The organism is Paenibacillus sp. FSL R5-0912 (assembly GCF_000758605.1).
Taxonomy (GTDB): domain Bacteria; phylum Bacillota; class Bacilli; order Paenibacillales; family Paenibacillaceae; genus Paenibacillus_AQ.
The window spans coordinates 3,429,546-3,449,025 of the sequence record NZ_CP009282.1 but is presented as its reverse complement, the minus strand read 5'-3'; the positions used below and the strand labels follow the sequence as shown (position 1 = coordinate 3,449,025).

Below are 19,480 nucleotides of genomic sequence, written 5' to 3'. Positions count from 1 at the left end.
GTATTACCCCCTGCTTCGTGTCATAAATTTCATCAACAGCTCCTGCGATGCATCCTTGCGTTCCACTTCTCCACTGATGCGCCCTTCGCACATGGTGTAGATCCGGTCGCACATCCCGATGATTTCCGGCAGCTCGGAGGAGATAACCAGCACTCCCTTGCCCTCTGCGGCCAGGCTGTTAATGATCGAGTAGATTTCGTATTTGGCACCCACATCAATTCCCCGGGTGGGCTCATCCAGGATCAGAATATCCGGCTGGGCATAAATCCATTTGCTGAGTACCACCTTCTGCTGATTGCCGCCGCTGAGATTCACTGTCTTTTGCAGAATGCTCGGAGACTTAATATTCAGCTTCTTCCGGTATTCCTCGGCGACCAGCACTTCCTCATTCTCATTAATCACTCCACGGCGGGACAGCTTCTTCAGACTGCTGAGCGAGATGTTCCGCTTGATATCGTCGATCAGGATGAGCCCGTACTGCTTGCGGTCCTCGGTAACGTAGGCCAGTCCGCTCTCAATGGCCTGAGTGATGTTATTCAGCTGGACCTCTTTGCCGTGCATAAAGGTCTGGCCACTGATCCGCTTGCCGTATGACTTGCCGAACACGCTCATGGCCAACTCCGTACGTCCCGCACCCATCAGTCCGGCAATGCCGACAACCTCGCCGCGCCGGATATGCAGATTAATCTGATCCAGCATTTTGCGGTCCTGCTGCGTCGGATGATATACCTCCCAGTTACGGATCTCGAAGATGGTCTCTCCCAGCTCCGGTGTACGCTCTGGATAACGGTTCGTCAGATCGCGTCCGACCATGCCTTTAATAATGACATCTTCAGTGACCGCATCGCGTTTCATATCCAGTGTCTTAATGGTCTGTCCATCCCGCAGAATCGTTACGGAATCCGCTATCTTCTCGATTTCGTTCAATTTGTGGGAAATGATAATCGAGGAAATCCCGCGCTTCTTCAGCTCCAAAATGAGCATCAGCAGGTTCTCGCTATCATCCTCGTTCAGCGCCGCAGTCGGTTCGTCGAGAATGAGCAGCTTCACTTCCTTGGAGAGTGCCTTGGCAATCTCTACAAGCTGCTGCTTGCCGACGCCGATCGTTGATACTCCGGTAAACGGCGATTCCTTGAGGCCGACGGTCGTTAGCAGTTCCTTGGTCTTCACCGTCGTTTCGTTCCAGTTGATCACCCCGCGCCGCGCTTGCTCATTGCCGAGGAAGATGTTCTCCGAAATAGACAAATACGGAATCAGCGCCAGCTCCTGGTGGATAATGACGATGCCCAGACTTTCACTGTCCTTGATATCCTTGAACTGGCATACCTCTCCCTGATACAGAATATCCCCTTCGTAAGTTCCATGCGGGTACACTCCGCTTAGCACCTTCATCAGCGTGGATTTGCCGGCTCCATTCTCCCCGCAGAGGGCGTGGATTTCACCGGCCTTGACCTGCAGGTTGACATTCGAGAGCGCCTTGACGCCGGGGAATGTCTTTGTAATGCTTTTCATCTCCAAGATATATTCACTCAAGTGTCTCACCCAGCTTTCCTTGTGACTGTAGCAGCGGGTACCGGCGGCTCCTCCTGACTCAGAGATGCCGCCGGTTGCTGCTAAATGGTATCCAGCAGGTTATTCTCCCAGCTGATCTTTGGTATAGTAGCCACCGTCTACCAGTACCTTGTCTACGTTGCTTGCATCTACTGAAACTGGCTCCAGCAGGTAGGACGGAACGATTTTGGCGCCATTGTCATAGGTTGTGGTATCGTTGACTTCGGCTTCTGTACCTTTCAGCACACTTTCGGTCATTTCTACAGCTTTCTTGGCTAATTCACGGGTATCCTTGAATACCGTCTGTGTCTGCTCTCCAGCCAGAATGGATTTCACGGAAGCCAGCTCAGCGTCCTGTCCGGTAACAACCGGAAGCTTCTTGTCGCCTGAACCGTAGCCTACACCCTTCAGGGAAGAGAGAATCCCGATGCTGATGCCATCGTAAGGAGAGAGAACAGCGTCAAGATTATCGCTTGCATAATTGGCGCTCAGCAGGTTATCCATGCGCGCCTGGGCGGCAGCACCGTCCCAGCGCAGCGTAGCTACCTGATCCATAGTAACCTGCTTGCTGCGGACAACCAGCTTGCCGGAATCAATATAAGGCTTGAGGATTGACATCGCGCCATCGAAGAAGAAGTAGGCGTTATTGTCATCCGGGGATCCGCCGAACAGCTCAATGTTGAAAGGTCCTTTGCCGTCCTTAAGGCCAAGCTTTTCCTCAATGTAAGAGCCCTGCAGTACGCCAACCTTGAAATTATCGAAGGTCGCATAGTAGTCTACATATTCACTTTTTTTGATCAGACGGTCATAGGCAATGACTTTGACATTCGCATCATGTGCCTTCTGCAGCACATCCGTCAGGGCCTCGCCGTCAATTGAAGCGATTACAATTGCTTTCACGCCTTTAGTGATCATATTCTCAATCTGGGATACCTGGTTCTCCACGACATCTTCTGCATATTGCAGATCCGTACCGTAGCCCAGCTTCTCGAACTCCTTCACCATGTTGTTGCCGTCATTCACCCAGCGTTCCGAGGATTTCGTCGGCATTGCGATCCCTACTTTGCCTTGGGACGAGTCTCCGCCGCTTGATGAGTTGCCGTTGTTGCCGCATGCGGACAAGATGAGTACGAGTGTTAGTAGCAATGAGACCAATGAATATCTTTTCATTCTGCACTACCCCCTGGACTATTCTGTTGTCTTCCACGGGTACTCCCGTGTGACAAGTTGAGTATAGCAACAGAAGCCATAGGGCGTATTTACACTCAGACTACTGTTTTTATAAAAATCAAACTTATGTGCAGCACAACAAAAAAACCGCATGCAGCCCGGAGGCGCACACGGTCGGTACCTATTCCAATTCGCTTATTGCCTGCTTGATCTCATCCAGTTCCTGCTTCAGTCGGGTGAAGAGGAGGCGGTTACTCTCCGCAGCCTTTACCTTAAAATTGGTTTTACTTAAAAAGGCCATATAAACATCCGAGATTCTTCGGGTAATATTCTCTGCTTCCACCGGACCCGTTTGCCCGAAAAATTGATTCATCTGCTGTCTGGTAAGCTCTGAGAACGACAGCTTCTCCAGACAGGATTCCAGAACTCCAATGCTGCCCAGTGCAGCTTGTCTGTATTCTCCGGCAGTTCCGCCAGTATTGTTCTTGTATTCAACTTCCTCCACGCAGTGCACCCCTTGCCGCTTGAATATATGGTTTCCCTATTCTTTATTCGTTCTTACTGTCTCCAGCTCCCGGTAATACCCCTTTGCGGAACTGTAACGGCGATACACCTGTATGCTTCTTGAACGCCGTGCTGAAATAATGCTGGGTCTCATAACCCGATTGCTCAGCGACTTCATTGATACTTAGCTCCGTAGAATGCAGAAGCTGTGCAGCTCTGCGGATCCGGATCTGAGTCAGGTAAGTGCCGAAGGATTCTCCAAGCTCCTGCTTGAACAGGCGGCTGAGATACACCGGTGATGCCTGAAGCTGGCCGGCCATCGCCTCCAGCGTAAGTCCATATTCGTTGTAGTGCTCCTGCATATACTGCTTCGCCCTGCGGACGAGCGGCGATAGCGGCTGCTCCTTGGCCAGCGCTACCCGGCAGCCCCGGTATGCCGATGCCAGCTCGGTAATCTCCCCCTGCACATTCTGGGTACCGACTTCAACCGCGATCTTGAGATTGCTGCGCACTGCGCCTTCCGCCCCGGCCAGCACCCGCTCACCTGCAGCATCCCAGAGCAGAATGACGATCAGTCCGGCGGAATCCCGGAAGATCACCTTGGAATATGGCTCAAGCAGCTCCGTGATGATATTCTCAATGGCGAACAGATACAGCTGGCGTTCGTTCTCTTTCATTCCCGGATGCTGGCCTTCCCATCTCCAGCGGATAATCCCGATCAGTTCCGGCCGCTCCGGCGGCAGCTGCAGGAACTGCAGCTGCTCCCGGATCTCCGCCTGGCTCAGATTCCCATCCAGCCATTCCTGGCAGAAGCGTTCACGCAGCAGCGGGAAATTCTTCTGCAGTTGCCGGGAGGCCTGCTGCAGATGCTGGCTCTGCTGCTTCACCGACTCCAGTTCATCGCGGACGCCGCGGAGCACCTGCATCAGCTGCTTCGGATCGGCGGGCTTGAGAATGTAATCATTCACCTGCAGACGAATCGATTCCTGGGCATACGAGAATTCATCGTGTCCGGTAATGACGATGATTTTGCAGCCGGGAAGCTGCTCCCGCAGCCGCTTCATCAGCTCCATGCCGTGCATAATCGGCATATTGAGATCTACCAGTGCAATATCAATGGAATGATGAAGCGCCAGCTCCAGGGCCTCCTCACCGTCTTCTGCCTCCGCCATCACACTCATCCCCAGGCTATCCCAGTCCACACACTGCCGGATACCATCGCGGATGATCCCCTCATCATCAGCAATCATTACTTTCCACTTGTCTATCATCCTCATAGATCCTCCTGTTCCTTATTCCTTCGCTGGGTAGCTATCGCGGACAACCGGGTGCCGGAGTGTTACAACCGTTCCCGTTCCAGGTTCACTCTCAATCATAATTCCGTAAGGCTCCCCATAAGTCAGCCTGATCCGGGCCTGCACGTTCAGAATTCCGTATCCGCTGCCTGCGCTATCCGGCAGGGGCGTATCTGCATGCTCACGATCCTGTTTCCCGACAGCTTCAAGCCGCTGCTTAAGCATGCTTAGCCGTTCCGGAGGAATCCCGGCACCGTCATCAAGAACGGTAAGATACAGCTCATTCTCCCGCTCCACCACCTCAATGGAGAGATGACCGGGACCACGGCGTTCCTTAATGCCATGATAGATAGCGTTCTCCACCATCGGCTGGAGCAGCAGCTTAAGCACGTACAGCTCCTGTAGCTGCGGCTCAACCTCAATCGAGTAGGTCAGCTTGCTGCTGTAGCGGACTTGCTGGATCTTCAGATAGCTGACGATATGCTCGAGTTCATCGGAGAGGGGAATAATATCACTCCCTTTGCTCAGCCCTAGCCGGAACAGCTTGGACAAGGACTGGACCACCTCGGCAATATCCTCCGCACCCTTGCTGCGGGCCATCCAGTGGATCGTATCGAGTGTATTGTAGAGGAAATGCGGTTTGATATGCGCCTGCAGGCTGCGCAGCTCTGCTTCCCGCTTTTGCCGGGCCTGCAGCTCCGTCAGTGACAGCAGCCGCCCAATCTGGGCCAGCATCGTATTGAAGCTGCGGCCCAGCAGCCCGATCTCGTCGGAACGGTTCCCCCAGTAGCGAATCGTCAGATCACCGGACTGTGCTTTGCTCATGAAAGAAGCCAGCTGTCCAATCGGACGGGAGATGGAATACGCCAGATAGAAGGAAGCCGTCATCCCCAGCATACAGACTACAAACACGAAGGTTACGACATTGAAGGTAATCTCGCGCACCCCAAAGGCTGACTCATCCATCGGAAACACGCCCATCGTAGTCCAGCCTGTAAAGGGAGAGGTCCGGTAGATCAGTTGCAAATGGCGGCCGTCCACGGTCTCCGAGGTGATTCCAGAGGACTCGGTGAATAGACCTGCCGGAATCTTTTGCATAAAAGGGTGCTGCGGCGCATAGATCATCTCCCCATTGTTGTCCACCACCGTTAGATAGCCCGTCTTGCCCAGTGTGACATCCCTGGCCGTCTCGGCAATCACCCGCAACTTCAGATCGACCAGCACCACTCCCTGCACGACCTGCGTTTCCGGATCGACTATCGCCCTGACGGCAGAGACCACCTCGCTCTCCTGATAATCCACATGGGACATTACAGCGCGGCCGTATGGATGACCTACAATCTTGAAGATCCCTTTGTTCTCCGCTGCCTGCTTGTACCAGGCCTCCTCCGTCAGCTGAGTACCAGAACGGGTATACATCTCATTGCTGATGAAATCGCCTTCACTATTGACCAGCATTATCCCGGCAATCTCGGAGCTGAGCGTAGTGAAGCCCTGCAGAAACTTGCGGATGTTGTATTCAGCCGACTCCCCGTTGCCAGCTGCATTGTTAGACTGCCCCGTATTTACTGTATCCCCCTTCAGGAACTTCTGTACTCCCGGATCAAACGACATCAGGTAGGTTATCTTCTGCAGATTCTCAACATCGTTCTCAATCGCTGTATTCACTTTGCCGATCAGCTGCATAGTGTTCTCGTTGCTCTGTTCTTCCACAATCCGGTCGACGGTCCAGCCAATCAGCAGCCCCAACCCGATGGCAGGCAGGATGCTGATCAGCAAAAAGTGAATAATCAGCTTATAGCGGATTGGCAGATTATTCAGCTTCAGCTTCTCCATGTTCAGGCCGCTTCTCCGCATCACAGGCTCCTCCTCTGCTGCAGCCTATTTGGCATAATAGTTATCAACGTTCACCCGTGTGACCACGTCTATCCCTGTATCGACCGTATCCGGTACGGGCACGGGCTTATGGTTCGCATACGCTTCAGGGTCCGCTTCCAGATCACGGTGCAGATGAAACAGCTCCGTAAGCGACCAATAGCCCATATTCCAGGTACCCTGGGCCATCGTAGCGGCTATTTTTCCTTCCTTCACCAAATCAAGCGTCCCTTTATCGGTATCGAAGCTGATGATCTGCGGAACCAAGCCGTTGCCGTGAGCCGCATCCACCGCTTCCGCTACACCGATACCGCCATTGGACTCCGTAGCAAAGATCCCCGCAAGCTGCGGATATTCTCCCAGCAATAGCTCGGCAGCTTCCCGCGAGGCGACCTGGTCTCCCCGTCCGTTCTTGATCCCCACCAGCTTCATCTCCGGGTATTCACTGCGGATGGTATCGCTGAAGCCGTCTGTCCGTTCCTGATGATTGTGCTGGTCAGGCGTGGTGATTATAGCCACTTCACCTTTGCTGCCGGTCAGCTCCGCCATTTTGTGTGCGGCCTGGGTGCCGGCATTGTAATTATCTGTTCCCAGAAAAGAATAGGCCTTACTGTCCGGCGCTCCCGAATCAAACAGGACCACCGGAATACCGGCCTCCACCGCCTTGTTGATCGTCGCCGTGAGCAGCTTGGAATTCACCGCCGAAATCGCAATCCCCGCCGGCTTCTTGGCGATAGTCTGCTCCAATACGGTCATCTGTTCATTGGCATTATGCTGGGTCGAGCCGTGGTATTCCACGGACACATTAAGCTCCTCTGCAGCATCCTCGAAGCCCTTCAGCACGCTTTTCCAGTAGTCGATTCCGATCTGGAACGTGACCATCACATATTTATCTTCAATATTCCCGCGCAGTCCGGCTGTCTCCCACGGGTCCGCCGAATCCCCCTGCTGCTTGTAGTTCAGCACGTAGATCAGGAAGATGCCGATCAGCAGCACGTAGACAAGCCAGAGCTTTTTCACGTATGTAACCCCTTTCAAATCAAGAAATAAATGACGCCGTCCAGATTGTCCGGTCTTCGTCCAGTCTAGTCTAAAGGCTTGGCAGGCTTTCCGTCAATTACGATCCGCTGGATTGAACTGTTACAGCTAGAGCATCCGTTATGCGGACCAGAGACCTTGCTCTTAGAATTATGAATTTGATGCGACATTTTATGTCGTACCAGCTGTTTTATACTGGACAAGTAACATTCAAATTGCTGAAATGAGGACTACACAAATGGTAAAAACAAAGCGCGGACGGGTACTTTGGACCCTGCCCTCCCATGGCCGGGGCACCTGCCCGGTCTGTGGAACAACCAGAATTAAGCTGCTCTACACAAAAGTAAAGTCTGATGGGGGAACCCTGAAGGTCTGCAAGCGCTGCGACAAGGCGCCACAAGCCAAAGTAGATGCCGTAGCCAAGTAAACACAACCCGGATGTCCGCCCGGCTTCATGCTTCATGCATGGATGCCCGGGCGGCATCTTTGCCTTGTTGCGGTGGATGTTCATCAGACGCTATACTGAAATCTGACAGAAAGGAGCGGAGCCGCATGAGCCATATTCACCGTATTCAGTGGTTCGACCAGCAAATCAGAAATGCCTGTTATCCGAACAGTAATATTCTTGCGGAGCAATTCGAAATCTCCAGGCGCCAGGCGCAGCGGGATATTGAATATATGGCGGAATCTTTGCGGGCTCCGCTCCGGTACGTGGCCAGCCAGCGCGGGTATATGTACGAGGATAACAGCTTTGTGCTGCCTCATCTGTACATCACCGACGAAGAGCAGCAGGTACTGAAATATCTGGCTTACCGGTACAGCCATTATGATTATGAGAACGGCCAGACTATCCGGAGAGTCGGCGGTCTGCTGGAACGGTTCACAGATCAGCCCTTGCAGGCTGGAGAATACAGGCTGCCTCTGTTTGAAGTAAATGCCCGGCGTCTGCAGGTCATCGGGCTCTTAGAGCAAGCTATTCAAGCCCGCAGGGTAGTCCATATCCTCTGCCGGAAGCAGCCGGATAACCCCAGGGAATTATATCTCTGTCCAATGAAGCTGAGCCGCCGTCTGGATGAAGATTATGTGCTTGCAGCTGTCGAAGGGAACTGCCAGACGGAGTTCTATAACTTGTCCGAGATCCTGCAGCTGAAGCTGACGGACAGATATTTTGCAACAAACGAAGAATTCCCATCGGCTCCGCCGGAACAGATCCGGAAGCTGAAGCCGTTCACAGCCAGAATCCGGCTGAGCGGTATGCCTGCGGATTCCTCATGGGGAGGGTATACGATCCGATCCGCTGATGGAGAAGTCTATGAAATTGAATTTATTGACACGGATGCCTTTGTGGGGCAGCTGTTCAGCTCGGAATGGTCTGAAATTCTGTCCCCCAAATGGCTGAAAGAGAAAGTAAGGATCAGATGCCAGAACGTACTGAATCTGCTGAATGAACAGGAGAGCCGGAGTGATCATTAACGGAATACAAATGAAGCGCGAATCCAAATCTTTTACCGATGCCCTCTATGCCGTCCTCACTGCCGCAGGGTTATTCCATGGACCCACATTCATGCTCTCCGGGCTCAGCGGTATGGCCTTCAAATTCTCTGTGCATGAGAAGCTCTTCCCCTTCTCCGTTACCGCTTATGGACAGTGGGGCAAAGAGCATGGACCGGCCATCGATAATCTCGGCGTCCTTACCGGACATAGCGGAGGGAGAACAAGACATGATTCGTTCGCCGTATATCAGCAGGCCGCCATTGAAGATGTGAAGCATAGTCTGGACCGCGGACTCGCCTGTGTCTACTGGATACCGGAGTTCGGCGTTGTTCACGGCTATGATGAGGACGACCGGGTGTTCTATGTGCAGGATGGATCGTCCATCGAGACCCGTTATGTGCTCTATGATAACTTCGGCCTCAACATTACCCCGTTCTGGTATTGCCAGTTTTTCGGAGATAAGGTTGATATTCCGCTGCATGACGCAGTACTGGAATCACTGAGGCTCGCCCTTGAGGATTGGGAGACTCCATACAAAACACTGCCCGATCAGAGCATTGCATCAGGCAGAATGGCTTACAGTTTCCTGATCCGGGCTCTTCAGCAGGGAAAGTTCGACAGCAGCGGAGCCGTCTATATTCTCGAATCACTCCTGACAGCGCGCTCAGAGATCCGGAGTTATCTGCAGGAGGTTCAGTCCGTCTTGCCGGGGCTGAATGAGGTTCATAGCATTTATGCTGAGCTGGATGAGATGTTGTGCGGGCAGTCGAAGGCTGCTCATACGCTGATTAACGGCAGCATGACGCTGGTGCAGCAGCAGCTTCCCTCACTCTGTGCCGCCTTGCAGCAGGCGCTTGAGCTGGAGGAACGCGCTATGCAGCAGTTTAGATTAATCTCCGGGCGGTATCCGGACCGGAAACGTTCCATTCTGCCAAGATGGGGGGCGCATACGGCCAGATGATGAACAGAACAGAATTGGATTCAGTACCAGCGGCCTTGCATCCTCCGCAGTTGACTCATTCTTATGTAGATGCCATGTACCAGGTTCTGTCGGCTAACGGCTGGTTCACACTGCCCAAATATATGTTATCCGGAATGACTGCCTCCTGTTTCCGTCTGTCCTTGCATAGGCAGCTTCACCGTGACTCACCTACGGCTTATAACTGGATGGCTGAGCATACGGTAGCTGCAGATTTAATCGGAATGATTTCGACTCAGGCGGCAGGGTTTCATTTCGCTCCTACATTTCCGCTCTATCAGAAGCAGGCTATCCTGGAAATCCGCAAATCGCTTGAGCAAGGCACTCCTGTCGTCTGCTGGAAAGATAAGTTTGTGGTGATAACCCGCTCCGATGATCAGAAGCAGGTATTCTGCTACAACGAAATATCTTCAAGAGCAGAACTGGAGCTGCCTTATGATCAGCTGGGAAGAAATGCGAGCCCTTATTGGCACTGTCAGATCTTCGAAGGACAGATCCGGAAGGACATAAGGCAGGTGATCAGAGAATCCTTCCTCCAGGCTGTATACAAGGCAGAGGTACATGATCCGATGCTGCCGGAATCGCAGTATGCCTGCGGACTGCAGGCTTATGATGCCATGCTGGACGCCTTGTCAGGCAGATCATATGATGCTTCCGGTGCTTATGAAACCTTGGTGTTCTATGCTGCCTCTAAGAAAGACGCGTCCAGCTATACCAGAGCAGCCTGCGAATATTGGCCTGAGCTCGAGTCTACCGCCAGCCATTATGAGCGTCTTTCTGCTGTCTATCATGAAATTACAGCTCTATTAAGCCCGAACGCGTCTCATGCTCCAACTCTACGGCCACAAAGGCTGCTTCCTCTCATCCGCGAGGCTAAGCATACCGAGGCCGAAGCGATTCAGTCCATCCGCGTGCTGCTGCGCGAGCCGATCGAGAACCGCTTCCATGATGTGGGGCTGCGCTGAGTCATGCTATTCCGGTTAGAACATTAAGCCTTCCGCGTACTTCTCCCCTTCCAGCAGATCATATTCGATCAGGCGATAGTCATCCAGCAGCTCCTGCTGCCCGGGTGTCAATCCAGTCAGGATTCCGCTGCTGCCGGACCCGACCAGCACATTCTTGCTGAGGCCGGGGATTTCTTCCTGCACCTGCTCCAGCAGCTTGTAATAGGCAGGCAGCGGCTGGCCGGATAGTCTAAAGACGGTTGGGCCAAGGTAAGCCGGACTAAGTGTCCCCAGCGGCTCATTTCCGATATCATAGTTAGCCAGAATCAGCAGCTCCGTCTCGTGCTTCAATCTAGGCTCCTGATCCCAGCCGGCCTCTGTATAGATCCCGGCGGTCAGCGCCGGCAGATGGTCGCCCCAGAATACAGCAACGGTTGGACGTTCAATCGTCAGCAGCTCTTCCTGCAGATAAGCCAGTGCCTCGTCGGTCAGCTTAGTATCCTGCACGTAAGTCTCCAGTTCGTCCTTCTGCGCCGGCTGTCCGCCTTCTACGGTAATCGTGTTCGGTCCGTTCAGCCCTTTGGTGAACGGGAAATGATTCTGCATCGTCACCAGATGCAGGAAGGCCGGCCTCGACGCCGACTTAAGCTCGCGGACAGCCTCCTGTACAGCAGCCTTGTCGGATATATAGCCATCCGGGGTGAGGCGGTTAGCATCCGGCAGATCCTTTTCACTGATGAAGCTGTCAAAACCAAGTACCGGATAGACACGGTTGCGGTTATAGAAGGTCTCATCGAACGGATGCAGCGCCTGTGCATGGTAGCCCCGCGATTTTAGAATACTGACGATGGACGGCATTGAGGACATTTTGACAATCCGCTGTTGATAGGGAATGGTTCCGTCCCCAAGGAAATACATCGACAGCCCGGTCATGGCCTCGAATTCAACATTGGCTGTATTGCCGCCGAATTCCGGTGACAGCAAATAACCAGACGGAGTCTCATCCGCCGCCGTATGAATGAATTTCAGCGGATCTTCGCTTAAGGTATACCCCGGCAGACGCGTAGGGTCAAAGAAAGCCTCATCCATCATAAACAGTATATTCGGCTGTTCCCCGGGACTGGCTACCGCCGGTTCATCCGGCAATGCCGAATACTTAGCTGACACCGCTTCAACCGCTTCACGGCTGTACCCTTCGGGCTTCTCCAGCAGGCTCTGCCGCAAATTCCCGGCAAAAGCAAATATGAATCCGTTCTGCGAATAATTAACCTTCTGGTTCCAGAAGATGTTCTGGTAGTTCATAGCGGTAACAACAGACGAATGGCCCGACACAAGCACAAGAAAACCTGCGCTCAGCGCGACTGAGATTCCGCCCAGGCTTAAGCGTAAAGGCAGCTTGATTCTGTTCCTGGGCAACTTGCGGATCATGTACACCAGACCAACAGCCACTAATATTGCGGCTATTACCGCCAGCGGTGAGATCATTCCTTTGGTAATCTTGCTCATTTCACCGGCATTCTTGACCAGCATCAGATCCCATGGAAAAAGCGGCTCTCCTCGCGTGACAAGCTTCTGATAATCAGCTACACCCAGCATTAGACACATTAAACTGACAACTGCAGGCCCTGCATATGTATTAGGCAATATCACTGAACTTAAGAGCAGAATGAAGAAAAGGAACAGACCTCCCGCACCATACAGCCAAGGGTAACCGCGGGTCCACTGCAGAGCACCGGATATATTCATACTAAAGGATGCTGCCTGCAGGAAAAAATTCAGCACAAATCCCCCGGCCAGCAAGACTAACAGCAAATACGACAAACGTTTGGAAGGCAATAACCGCGACAAATGGATTCACTCCTAACTAGATTAAAGGAGTAGTATACGCCTTTTAGCTTAAAGCCGCCTTAAAATTCAGTATCCAAAAGAAGTACATCTTCGTATTATGCACCTCACAGCCTCCTCCATAATCCATGGATACGAGATTTCCAGCACGTTATTTCTGCAACAAAAAAGAGCAGCAAACTTCGCTGCTCTTTTTATATATTCTTCAAAACTATATAGCTTGAACTTGAAAATATACAATGAGGGTGGAGTGGCGGAAGAGAAGTTTGAACTGTAGGAGCGATAGCGTCCGCCTTTAGGTTTGTATTTCTACTGCGAACAGCAGTTTAAATCAGGAAATACAAACCTAACAGTGGCCGGAAGTCAAACATTCTCTGCAGCCTCGGCTAATCCCTACAGTGGAATTTTCCCGGTTCAATCTATTTCCCCCTACTTCACATATAGGCGGCTAGTCTCCTCCCAATACTCCCCTGGCTCCAGACCAAACAATCCGATGTCATCGGCACGAAGATCTACCTTCGGTGCATTCACCAGGTTGATTTGCGGCTCCGGACAGAAGAACCCTTCGGTAGCTCCGTTGTTCCAGATCATCCACTGCTTATAGGAGGTTCCCACATCATACACCAGGGTAACGCCGGCTTTGCTGTCGGTAAGCTCCATACGGTTGCGGCCATTCTGGGCTACAGCGGTATAGTGGTTATCCATTGGCGCATAGAACGGATACAAGCCCTCATCACGCAGTGCCACTTCATCCGCAGTCAGCTCCTGGAATTTGCCGGTCGGCAGCATCCGGTCGCTAAGCTCCCAGCGCTCGCCGATGGTCAGCTTCACACGGTAATCCTGCGGCGTGCTGCCTGGTGCGAACGGAGCATTAATGGCAGTATGGAACGCCAGCAGACAAGGCATCAGCTCTGCGCCGTCATTATGAACCAGCAGTTGCTGGGACAGGCCGCCTTCTCCCAGAGTATAACGCAGCTTGACGGTGTATTTGAACGGCAGATATTGATAAGAAGGATGATTCTCATCCACCTTGATCGCTACAGTGACGAAGCTTTCGCTTTTGCCGCTGCCGAATTCTTCGACCTCCCAGGCTGCTGTATGTAGGAACCCGTGCAGATGGTTACCCGTCTTAGCCTCATTTACCGGAAAACGGTAGGTTTGTCCATTCCACGGGAACTCTCCATCCTCATATCGGTTCGGCGGGAACAATACAGGGATGCCGTGAATCCCGGGGTTTGCCTTGAATGCTTCCATTTCCTCTGAGCCCGGCTCATGCAGGAAACGGTAACCGCTCTCAGTATCACGGAAGCAGATCAGGTTGCCTCCGATGCCCGGCAGAACTGCGGCCTCATAACGTCCAGCTTTGAGCCAGACTGCGGCCTCTCCCTCATATTGTCCTTCAAATGCAGTAATCGACATAATAACTTTAAACTCCCTTCCATAAACTCATAATGACTCTCTCATAGATAGAGTACCACATCTGCCGGATTGGCAACATGCCAATTTTACAGCTGTTCCACTTCGACACTCATCACATGTTCAATTTTCTTCACATCATAATAGATTTCCGTAGCATAATCACGGTCTGGTGCGGAGATCACCATATCAATCATTTGTCTCCCGTCTTCGAGATCCTTGATCTTCATCCGCCGGATCGTCCGGCCGGTTTTACGTGTTTTGCGCTGCTCGGCAATGATATGGCGCTGCTCAATTTTCTGGATCACATCGGTTAGAATATAGTTCGGTTCCATGATGATCTTAATCGATATCTCATGTTTGTTCAGCACCTCCGGGCCAATGGCTTTAATTAGCAGGGGCACTGCATTTACTGCGAACATAAGCAGCACAACTGCATAACCCGCTTCTACATAGAATCCCGCGCCGACCGCAATCCCGATACCGGAAGCCGTCCAGATGAGCGCCGCAGATGTGAGTCCCGATATCGCATCTCCCCCTCTGCGCAGAATGACGCCCGCCCCGAGAAAACCGATCCCGCTGACAATCTGCGCCGCCAGACGCATCGGGTCCATATTGGGATGATCTGTACCGCCGAACTTGTCATAAGCATGGATCGAGACCAGCGTTACCAGGCAGCTGGCGATGCTAATGACCATACTGGTCCGGATTCCCAGCGGTTTCTGTTTCAATTGCCGGTCAATCCCGATGAACAGCCCGAACAGCATGGCCACAAGCAGCTTCACAATCGACTCCGTGTGCAAATCAATATTCATAGTTGTCCTCCTCTCCGTGACAGATAGAATCAGTATACCTGAAAAGCACTGCAATCTTTACAGTAATTTTTCGCAAGCAGATTTAAAAGAAAAAACGGACGTCTGCACCTCTGTACCCGGTCATCAATCAGTACCTGATGAGCTCCGGCAAAGGGACAACGCCCGCTTGTAGTAAAAGGCTGTACTCCATACATTATATGAGTGGAAAGGTACGAATAGAAGAATCAGCCATGCAGCAGCGATTCTGCTCCATCACAGTAGATTTCCGTTCCTGTAATATGATCCGAATCCGCAGAAGCCAGGAACAGCGCCAGCTTGGCTACCTGATCAGGACGCCCGGGTCCCTTCTCCAGCGGCTGTCCGCCATCCGGGAATTCAACCTCGATCTGCACTTCCTTAAGATCATCCGAAGGGTACGTATTGTCATCAATATTAGTGGTGATCGCACCAGGACAGATGGCGTTCACGCGGATTTTGAACTGGGCCAGCTCCAGCGCCGCCATTTTCATAAAAGCGACCTGCCCGGCCTTCGTTGTGCTATATGCTGAGAATCCGATGTTGGAGAATACACGGTTACCGTTGATGGAGCTGTTGATCAGGATGCTGCCGCCCTGCTCCTTCAAATGGGGGATGGCATATTTGACCGTAGCGAACGTACCGCGGAGATTGATCTGTATGGTCTGGTCCCAGGACTCAATATCCATTGTCTCAATTGGTGTCATCGCTCCGTTAATCCCGGCATTCGCAAACACGATGTCAAGCTTCCCCCACTTGGCAACAACCTGCTTCACGGCGTCCTCCACCTGCTGCGGCTCAGCGATGTCGCATTCGAACACAGCGGCTTCTCCGCCTTCCTGCACCACCTGACGTGCAACCTTCTCTGCGTTCTCCACGGTCCGGTCCAGAAGAGCCACCTTAGCTCCATTTCTGGCGAACTCCAGCACCGTGGCCCGGCCGATGCCCGATCCGCCTCCGGTTACGATTGCTACTTTGCCTTCCAGCTTCTTAGTGTTCATATGTGTAGTTTCCTCCTATGGTCATTGTTGTTCAAAATCAAGTTCTTTCGTTAAATATACCTCCCATACCGCTTGGTGAATCGGCTGGCCCTGCTGTTTTGACAAAGCATATTTGGGGATATAATTTAAGAGGCTCTAATGAAATTGACTTTAGACATGCTTTTATTTTCTACACAGAGGAGATTATTACTCATGATGAATCATAATGAAGGGATCCGTGATCAGATCTGCGCTGCGGTCTCCGGCCTCTCGTCCGAGACCCTGAACCGGAAGCCTGAAGGCAAATGGTCAGCTGTGTTTCATCGGCATTTATGAAGAACGTCATCTGACTCAACTGAAGGAAGCCCTGGACGGATTTAACCGAATCCTCTTCACCATTAAAGAGTAAAGACACAACAATAAAGGCTTGAGCAGCTGTCCATTTAACAGACAGCACTCAAGCCTTCACCAGGTTCGATACCTGCTTATCCCAGCATCATCCGGTCATCCGCCAGCTTATGGCCGCTAATGGCTTCGAATTCACCAAGCAGCCGCTCTACCGTCAGATCCTTCTTGCGGGATTCATCAAAATCGAGAATGATCGACCCCTTGTCCATCATAATCAGCCGGTTGCCTAAACGGATAGCCTGATCCATGTTGTGGGTGACCATCAGTGTAGTCAGCTTCATCTCACGGACAATGGATTCCGTAAGCTTCGTGATCAGTTCAGCGCGCGAAGGGTCCAGCGCAGCTGTATGCTCATCCAGCAGCAGAATCTGCGGCTGGGTGAAGGTCGCCATCAGCAGGCTAAGCGCCTGCCGCTCGCCTCCGGAGAGCAGCCCTACCTTAGCGCGCAGCCGGTTCTCCAGGCCAATGCCCAGCTTGCTGAGCTGCTCCCGGAACAGCGTGCGTCTGGCCGCATTCACTCCGAAGGACAGCCCGCGGCTCTGACCCCGCTTATAAGCCATGGCCAGGTTCTCCTCAATGGTCATATGAGGCGCTGTACCAGCCATCGGGTCCTGGAAGACACGGCCGATCCAGCGTGCGCGCTGGTACTCGGCCAGATTGCTGATCGAGCTGCCTTCAATGCGCGCTTCACCGAGATCCGGCTTCATGACACCGGATATAATATTCATCAGTGTCGATTTACCGGCCCCGTTGCTGCCAATAATCGTCACGAAATCTCCGGCGCTCAGCTCCAGATCTATACCCAGCAGGGCAATCTTCTCGTCAGGGGAACCCGGGTTGAACAGCTTGGATACATTATCAAGCTTTAGCATCGGCTGCCCCTCCTTTCTTGCTGCTGCGGGTCAGCTCCGCAAGCTCTTCAGTCCGTCTGCGGGCCATCGTCTTCTGCTTCAGGAACCGCTGAACAGACGGGAAGACGAGGGCGATGATAACGATAATAGCCGTAATCAGCTTGAGATCCGAAGCCTTGAGCCATGGCACCCGCAGAGCCAGCGCCACAACGATCCGGTAGACGATGGAGCCGAGCACTACAGCCAATGTAGCGCGGAAGACGTTACCCGCACCGAATATCGCTTCCCCGATAATTACCGAAGCCAGCCCGATAACAATCATGCCTATACCCATGGATGAATCGGCAAATGTAGAATATTGAGCGATCAGTGCACCCGAGAGGGCCACCATTCCGTTCGCCAGACTGATACCGAGAATCGTCGTAGTATCCGTATTGACCCCGAAGCTGCGGATCATCCGGGAATTATCTCCTGTTGCACGCAGGGCAAGTCCAAGGTCTGTACGCAGGAACAGATCCATCAGGATCTTGACCAGCAGAACCACAAAGGGCATAACCAACAGAGGATTAATAGAGCTGAAAAGAGATACCTCACCCATTAAGGAAACATTCGGCCGCACGAGAATCCGCAGATTGATGGAATATAGCGCAATCATCATCAGAATCCCGGATAGCAGGCCGTTGATCTTCCCTTTAGTGTGCAGCAGTCCTGTACACATGCCTGCAGCCATCCCTCCGAGCAGGGCACATACTGTTGCCAGCAGCGGAGAATATCCGTGGGTTATCATGACCGCGGCAATCGCGCCGCCGGTGGTGAAGCTCCCGTCTACAGTTAAATCCGGAAAATCAAGAATACGAAATGTAATATACACCCCGAGTGCCATAAAAGCGTACAGCAGGCCCATTTCCAGGGCGCCGATTAATGAACTATACATAGATGACTTCCTCCCTCAAGCGGCAAAGGGCGCCCGCATTGGGAACGCCCCCTTATGATATCTGTATGTTATTGAATAATGTTATTGTCAGGATCTGCAACTTCAGCCTTCATAGCATCGGTTACTTCAATGCCCTGAGCTGCTGCCGCTTTGAGGTTAAGAATGAGATCCAGCTTCTCTTGCATCGTTACCTTCATATCACCCGGGCTTGTACCGTTCTTAAGCACTTCCACTGCCATTTCGCCAACCTGGTAGCCATGATCATAATATTTGAAGCCTACAGTTGCAAAAGCACCCTTCTCCACCGTATCACGGTCTGCAGAGAAGAACGGAAGCTTGTTGTCATTGGCAGTCTGAATGATTGTATCCACACCGCTTACAACAGAGTTATCAAGTGTAATGTAGAGGGCATCCACACGTCCAACGAGGGACTCAGCAGCCTGCTTCACTTCCGATGTATTCGTGATCGCCGCCTTGACCAGCTCAATACCGTGCTTGTCCAGCTCTTCCTTGGCAATATCCGCCATAACTACTGCGTTAGGTTCACCTTCATTAATGACAAGTCCCAGCTTCTTCACATCCGCAAACTGCGTTGCGATGAAATTCATCAGACGCGTAATCGATTCTGGATTCGTATCGGATGCGCCGGAGACATTGCCGCCGGGATGATCCAGGTCGCTTACAAGTTTGGCATCCAGCGGGTCAGTGACTGCCGCGAACAGAATTGGTGTGTCCTTGTTTACATTCTGTACGACCGATTGAGCGGAAGGAGTGGCGATGGCCAGTACCAGGTCATTTTTGTCGCCGGCAATCTTCTGGGCAATGGACAGGTTATTTGCCTGATCCGCCTGGGCATTCTCCAGGTCTACCGTCAAATTCTCGCCTTCCACGATTCCGGCGTCCTTCAGTGCCGCCAGGAAGCCTTCCCGTGTTGCATCCAGCGACGGATGTTCTACATACTGTGAGATGGCAATCGTATAGGATTTGGTCTCCGCAGAACCGGTGTCTGCCGGAGCGCTGGTTGCGTTTGCCGGAGTATTTCCTGCATTGGCTCCATTATTTACGGCTGCATTATTGTTACCGCAACCTGCTGCTACCAGCATCAAGGACATACTCAGGCCAAGCCAAATGTTCTTTCTCTTCATCAGATAACCCCTCTTCTTTTACGGATTCAGCGCGCGAACCTGGGTTAGCGGTTCAGCAGTATCGCTTTCATCTTTGAAAGCATTAAAGCAAAAGCCCGCACCATTTCCGCATCCACTGCCGCAATCTATTAAACATATATTATATGTAGGTTGATTTTCCGTCAATCATTTATCACGGCTCCATATTTTACAAAAAACGCACAATGGGCTGATGTTTCGAC

The 19,480-nt window shown here is 52.2% G+C and carries 18 protein-coding genes; 5 read left to right on the top strand and 13 right to left on the bottom strand.

What is annotated here, in order from left to right; translation table 11 throughout:
- Nucleotides 1-3 precede the first annotated feature (3 nt).
- From mmsA to R50912_RS14440, 6 genes are all read right to left on the bottom strand, one after another.
- Nucleotides 4-1,533: a multiple monosaccharide ABC transporter ATP-binding protein gene (gene mmsA, locus R50912_RS14465; RefSeq protein ID WP_042235820.1), complete on the bottom strand. Its 1,530-nt coding sequence runs from the start codon at nt 1,531-1,533 to the stop codon at nt 4-6.
- A gap of 99 nt (nt 1,534-1,632) precedes the next feature.
- Entirely contained in the window at nt 1,633-2,721 is a 1,089-nt protein-coding gene (gene chvE / locus R50912_RS14460) for a multiple monosaccharide ABC transporter substrate-binding protein (protein WP_042235818.1), read from the bottom strand.
- Between the two features lie 181 nt (nt 2,722-2,902).
- Entirely contained in the window at nt 2,903-3,226 is a 324-nt protein-coding gene (locus R50912_RS14455; protein WP_042235816.1) for a hypothetical protein, read from the bottom strand.
- 43 nt (nt 3,227-3,269) lie between these two features.
- A complete protein-coding gene (locus R50912_RS14450) occupies nt 3,270-4,496 on the bottom strand; it encodes a response regulator transcription factor (protein ID WP_042235812.1) in 1,227 nt (408 codons plus the stop codon).
- Nucleotides 4,497-4,517: 21 nt separating this feature from the next.
- A complete protein-coding gene (locus tag R50912_RS14445; protein WP_042235809.1) occupies nt 4,518-6,377 on the bottom strand; it encodes a cache domain-containing sensor histidine kinase in 1,860 nt (619 codons plus the stop codon).
- Nucleotides 6,378-6,401: 24 nt separating this feature from the next.
- Nucleotides 6,402-7,415, bottom strand: coding sequence for a substrate-binding domain-containing protein (locus R50912_RS14440; RefSeq protein ID WP_042235806.1), 1,014 nt, complete (start codon nt 7,413-7,415; stop codon nt 6,402-6,404).
- A gap of 256 nt (nt 7,416-7,671) precedes the next feature.
- Between R50912_RS14440 and R50912_RS34185 the strand changes: the two genes are divergently transcribed.
- The 4 genes from R50912_RS34185 (at nt 7,672) to R50912_RS14425 (ending at nt 10,871) form a co-directional block, all read left to right on the top strand.
- Nucleotides 7,672-7,860 carry a hypothetical protein gene (locus tag R50912_RS34185; RefSeq protein WP_042136633.1) on the top strand — a complete coding sequence of 63 codons (189 nt, stop codon included), beginning with the start codon at nt 7,672-7,674 and terminating at the stop codon, nt 7,858-7,860.
- A gap of 125 nt (nt 7,861-7,985) precedes the next feature.
- On the top strand, nt 7,986-8,906 hold the full coding sequence (locus R50912_RS14435; RefSeq protein WP_042235803.1) for a helix-turn-helix transcriptional regulator: 921 nt from the start codon (nt 7,986-7,988) through the stop codon (nt 8,904-8,906).
- Nucleotides 8,896-9,888: a BtrH N-terminal domain-containing protein gene (locus R50912_RS14430; protein ID WP_231637856.1), complete on the top strand. Its 993-nt coding sequence runs from the start codon at nt 8,896-8,898 to the stop codon at nt 9,886-9,888. The genes R50912_RS14435 and R50912_RS14430 overlap by 11 nt, the downstream gene beginning before the upstream one ends.
- Nucleotides 9,885-10,871 (top strand): hypothetical protein, encoded by a 987-nt coding sequence (locus R50912_RS14425; RefSeq protein ID WP_042235797.1) that lies wholly within the window; start codon nt 9,885-9,887, stop codon nt 10,869-10,871. Before R50912_RS14430 ends, R50912_RS14425 begins: the two co-directional genes overlap by 4 nt.
- A 15-nt stretch (nt 10,872-10,886) precedes the next feature.
- On the opposite strand, the gene R50912_RS14420 is transcribed toward R50912_RS14425, so the two are convergent.
- The 4 genes from R50912_RS14420 to R50912_RS14405 all read right to left on the bottom strand — a co-directional run bounded on the left by R50912_RS14420 (nt 10,887) and on the right by R50912_RS14405 (nt 15,942).
- The gene (locus tag R50912_RS14420; RefSeq protein ID WP_042235795.1) at nt 10,887-12,698 is read right to left on the bottom strand and encodes an LTA synthase family protein; all 1,812 of its coding nucleotides are present in this window, start codon (nt 12,696-12,698) and stop codon (nt 10,887-10,889) included.
- A gap of 426 nt (nt 12,699-13,124) precedes the next feature.
- Nucleotides 13,125-14,114, bottom strand: coding sequence for an aldose 1-epimerase (locus R50912_RS14415; protein WP_042235792.1), 990 nt, complete (start codon nt 14,112-14,114; stop codon nt 13,125-13,127).
- An 86-nt stretch (nt 14,115-14,200) separates the two neighbouring features.
- Nucleotides 14,201-14,926: an MgtC/SapB family protein gene (locus R50912_RS14410; protein ID WP_039298052.1), complete on the bottom strand. Its 726-nt coding sequence runs from the start codon at nt 14,924-14,926 to the stop codon at nt 14,201-14,203.
- 224 nt (nt 14,927-15,150) lie between these two features.
- Nucleotides 15,151-15,942 carry an SDR family oxidoreductase gene (locus tag R50912_RS14405; RefSeq protein ID WP_042235790.1) on the bottom strand — a complete coding sequence of 264 codons (792 nt, stop codon included), beginning with the start codon at nt 15,940-15,942 and terminating at the stop codon, nt 15,151-15,153.
- A gap of 192 nt (nt 15,943-16,134) precedes the next feature.
- On the opposite strand from R50912_RS14405, the gene R50912_RS36205 reads away from it, so the two are divergent.
- Entirely contained in the window at nt 16,135-16,257 is a 123-nt protein-coding gene (locus R50912_RS36205) for a hypothetical protein (protein WP_269322101.1), read from the top strand.
- A gap of 149 nt (nt 16,258-16,406) precedes the next feature.
- On the opposite strand, the gene R50912_RS14400 is transcribed toward R50912_RS36205, so the two are convergent.
- The 3 genes from R50912_RS14400 to R50912_RS14390 all read right to left on the bottom strand — a co-directional run bounded on the left by R50912_RS14400 (nt 16,407) and on the right by R50912_RS14390 (nt 19,259).
- A complete protein-coding gene (locus R50912_RS14400; protein WP_039298046.1) occupies nt 16,407-17,201 on the bottom strand; it encodes an ABC transporter ATP-binding protein in 795 nt (264 codons plus the stop codon).
- The gene (locus R50912_RS14395; RefSeq protein WP_042136618.1) at nt 17,188-18,114 is read right to left on the bottom strand and encodes an ABC transporter permease; all 927 of its coding nucleotides are present in this window, start codon (nt 18,112-18,114) and stop codon (nt 17,188-17,190) included. Before R50912_RS14395 ends, R50912_RS14400 begins: the two co-directional genes overlap by 14 nt.
- 68 nt (nt 18,115-18,182) lie before the next feature.
- On the bottom strand, nt 18,183-19,259 hold the full coding sequence (locus R50912_RS14390; protein ID WP_042235785.1) for an ABC transporter substrate-binding protein: 1,077 nt from the start codon (nt 19,257-19,259) through the stop codon (nt 18,183-18,185).
- Between the last annotated feature and the right edge of the window lie 221 nt (nt 19,260-19,480).

What these genes read in the sequence shown, in the direction of transcription:
- chvE (WP_042235818.1), bottom strand. Translation starts at nt 2,721, where the DNA reads ATGAAAAGATATTCATTGGTCTCATTGCTACTAACACTCGTACTCATC.
- R50912_RS14450 (WP_042235812.1), bottom strand. Translation starts at nt 4,496, where the DNA reads ATGATAGACAAGTGGAAAGTAATGATTGCTGATGATGAGGGGATCATC.
- R50912_RS14445 (WP_042235809.1), bottom strand. Translation starts at nt 6,377, where the DNA reads ATGCGGAGAAGCGGCCTGAACATGGAGAAGCTGAAGCTGAATAATCTG.
- R50912_RS34185 (WP_042136633.1), top strand. Translation starts at nt 7,672, where the DNA reads ATGGTAAAAACAAAGCGCGGACGGGTACTTTGGACCCTGCCCTCCCAT.
- R50912_RS14435 (WP_042235803.1), top strand. Translation starts at nt 7,986, where the DNA reads ATGAGCCATATTCACCGTATTCAGTGGTTCGACCAGCAAATCAGAAAT.
- R50912_RS14425 (WP_042235797.1), top strand. Translation starts at nt 9,885, where the DNA reads ATGATGAACAGAACAGAATTGGATTCAGTACCAGCGGCCTTGCATCCT.
- R50912_RS14415 (WP_042235792.1), bottom strand. Translation starts at nt 14,114, where the DNA reads ATGTCGATTACTGCATTTGAAGGACAATATGAGGGAGAGGCCGCAGTC.
- R50912_RS14410 (WP_039298052.1), bottom strand. Translation starts at nt 14,926, where the DNA reads ATGAATATTGATTTGCACACGGAGTCGATTGTGAAGCTGCTTGTGGCC.
- R50912_RS14405 (WP_042235790.1), bottom strand. Translation starts at nt 15,942, where the DNA reads ATGAACACTAAGAAGCTGGAAGGCAAAGTAGCAATCGTAACCGGAGGC.
- R50912_RS36205 (WP_269322101.1), top strand. Translation starts at nt 16,135, where the DNA reads ATGATGAATCATAATGAAGGGATCCGTGATCAGATCTGCGCTGCGGTC.
- R50912_RS14400 (WP_039298046.1), bottom strand. Translation starts at nt 17,201, where the DNA reads ATGCTAAAGCTTGATAATGTATCCAAGCTGTTCAACCCGGGTTCCCCT.
- R50912_RS14395 (WP_042136618.1), bottom strand. Translation starts at nt 18,114, where the DNA reads ATGTATAGTTCATTAATCGGCGCCCTGGAAATGGGCCTGCTGTACGCT.
- R50912_RS14390 (WP_042235785.1), bottom strand. Translation starts at nt 19,259, where the DNA reads ATGAAGAGAAAGAACATTTGGCTTGGCCTGAGTATGTCCTTGATGCTG.